At 67.2% G+C, this 2,744-nt stretch carries 2 protein-coding genes and 1 tRNA gene; all 3 read right to left on the bottom strand.

Annotated elements, in window-relative coordinates; genetic code table 11:
- The coding region (locus tag JHD21_RS21775) for an aminoacyl--tRNA ligase-related protein (protein ID WP_292679640.1) at window positions 1–1,365 on the bottom strand (1,365 nt) is incomplete at its 3' end.
- A gap of 64 nt (window positions 1,366–1,429) precedes the next feature.
- Window positions 1,430–2,554, bottom strand: coding sequence for a CARDB domain-containing protein (locus JHD21_RS21770; protein ID WP_292679639.1), 1,125 nt, complete (start codon window positions 2,552–2,554; stop codon window positions 1,430–1,432).
- A 118-nt stretch (window positions 2,555–2,672) separates the two neighbouring features.
- Window positions 2,673–2,744: transfer RNA gene (locus JHD21_RS21765), tRNA-Val, on the bottom strand.

The raw sequence follows: 2,744 nt of genomic DNA, 5'->3' as shown, positions 1-2,744 counted from the left end.
GAACTTGTCGGGCTTGGAGTCGTCGCGGGTGGACAGCTCGAGGTAGAAGTCGTCGAGCCCGAAGTCACGGATCAGGCTGAGGCAGAAGCCGAGCAGGTGCTTGATCTCCGCGTCGGCCTGCTCCGGGGTCACGTAGGAGTGCGAGTCGTCCTGGGTCATCCCTCGCACCCGGGTCAGCCCGTGCACGACCCCGGACTTCTCGTAGCGGTAGACGCCCCCGAACTCGAAGAGCCGCAGCGGCAGCTCCCGGTAGGACCGCCCGCGCGACCTGAAGATCAGGTTGTGCATCGGGCAGTTCATCGCCTTGAGGTAGTAGTTCGCGCCCTCGAGCTGCATGGGCGGGAACATGCCGTCGGCGTAGTAGGGGAGGTGGCCGGAGAGGTGGAAGGTCCCCTCCTTGGAGATGTGCGGGGTGCCGACGTACTGGAAGCCCTCCTCGATGTGCCGGCGCCTGACGTAGTCCTCCATCTCCCGCTTGATCACCCCGCCCTTGGGATGGAAGACCGCCAGACCGGACCCGAGCTCGTCGGGGAACGAGTAGAGGTCGAGCTCGCGGCCGAGCCTGCGGTGGTCGCGCTTCTCGGCCTCCTCGATCCGGTGCAGGTGTGCCTCCAGCGCCTCCTTGGACTCCCAGGCGGTGCCGTAGATGCGCTGGAGCTGCTTGTTCTTCTCGTCACCGCGCCAGTACGCCGCCGCGGAGCGCATCAGCTTGAACGCCGGGATCCGCTTGGTGGTCGGCAGGTGCGGGCCGCGGCACAGGTCGCTCCACGCGACCGCTCCGTCGCGGCGGATGTTGTCGTAGATGGTGAGCTCGCCGGCGCCGACCTCGACGCTGGCGCCCTCGGCGGCGTCGTCGGACGTCCCGGAGCCCTTGAGCCCGATCAGCTCGATCTTGTAGGGCTCGTCCTGGAGCTCGTCCAGCGCGTCGGCGTCGCTGGTGACCCGGCGGGAGAAGCGCTGTCCCTCCTTGATGATCTTGCGCATCCGGGTCTCGATCTTCTCGAGGTCCTCGGGGACGAACGGCGTGGCGACGTCGAAGTCGTAGTAGAAGCCGTCGGTGATCGGCGGTCCGATGCCCAGCTTCGCGTCCGGGAACAGGTCCTGCACCGCCTGGGCCAGGACGTGCGCGGTCGAGTGCCGCAGGATGTCGTGCCCGTCCCGGCTGTCGATGGCCACGCCCTCGACCTCGTCGCCGTCCTGGAGCTCGTAGGACAGGTCCTTCAGGCTCTGTCCGTCGCTGGCGTTGACCCGGGCGGCGATGACATCGGGGTCTTCCTTGAAGAGCTCCCAGGCCTTGGTGCCCGTCGTGACCGCGACGTCCTCACGCTGACCTGCGTGGACGAGGGCGATCTTGAGTTCGGACATGCGAGCAAGGGTAACGACGGCCCGTCATCGCCCGCCTACGGGTTTCCGCATGCGCCTGGGTAGGTCAGGGCGCGGACCAGCTGCTGCTGATCGTGCCGAAGAGGTACTCGAAGTCGGCCTTGACGTACGCGTGGTCGAGGCCGCCCACCTCGGAGTACTGGACCGGGTACCCCGCGTCCAGCAGGGCGTCGCGACTCGCGCGCGAGACGCTGACATTGACCGTTCCGTCGTCGGCGTGGGCGCGCATCACCGCGTTGATCTTCCAGCCTGCGGCAGCGATGGCCTCGGCCTCCGAGGAGCTGCCCTGGAAGGTCGGCCCGTTGAGCGAGAACACTCCGGCGAACTGCAGGATGTTGGCGAACGCGACCGCACCGGCCATGAAGGCACCTGAGCTGTAGCCGCCGAGGATGACCTTCTTGGGCGCGATGTTGAAGTGCGTCTTCACGTCGGCGATCGCGGCGAGCACCTCCTCCCGGTCGGCGGCGCTGTCCCAGCAGCTCTGTCCCGCCAGAGCCTCCGGCGTCATCACGATGTAGTCGCTGCTCACGAGCTGCGGCAGGTAGTCCTTGATGACCTGGCCCATCGTCTGACCCCTGCCGGTGCTGCTGCTGCAGCCGTGCAGGAAGACGACCAGGCCGATCGGCGTCTGGTGGTGGCTGGCGTAGGTGGTCGGCACGTGCAGGGAGTAGCCCAGAGGAGACGCGGTCACCGGGAAGACGGTGCCGGGCGTGTAGGTGATCGGCTCCGTCGGTGCGGTGGCCGACGGCGTGGGCGGCACCTCGACCTGGCCGAGGGCGCGGCAGTTGTTCCCCTCCTTCTTCTCCTTCACCTTCTTGCGAGCGTCGGCGCACACGCTGACCGTGTGCCTGCCCACCGAGGCGGGGACAGAGAACGTCACGACCCTGGACTTCTTCTTCGCCAGCTTGCCGAGCGCCAGGCCTTGCACCTCGCTGCCGTCGACCAGCAGCGACACCGTCGATGCCTTGGCCTTCTTCTTGCCGGTGTTCTTGACCCTCACCGAGCCGGTGATCGTGACCGGGCTGGTCGTGATCGAGCCGCCGGCGATCTTGAGATCGGCCCTGGGCGGTTTCGTGCCGGGAGCGGCTGAACCCGAGGCGGCGAACGTCGTCGACACCAGCGTCGCGACGAGGACCGACGCGAGCAGAGAACCTGAGCTGCGAGGGAGCATAGGCCACCCTAACCAGGCTTGCCGAGCGAGCGACGTAGCCCGCGACACTGGGTTCGAACCAGTGACCTCTTCGGTGTCGACGGCAGAGCCGCGCTACCACCACTCGTATCAAACTCGGTGGGCGATACTGGGTTCGAACCAGTGACCTCTTCGGTGTGAACGAAGCGCGCTACCACTGCGCCAATCGCCC

It is taken from the genome of Nocardioides sp., from assembly GCF_016462705.1.
GTDB lineage: Bacteria > Actinomycetota > Actinomycetes > Propionibacteriales > Nocardioidaceae > Nocardioides.
Note: the sequence above shows the minus strand (reverse complement) of the source record. Positions and strands in the feature narration are given on the sequence as shown.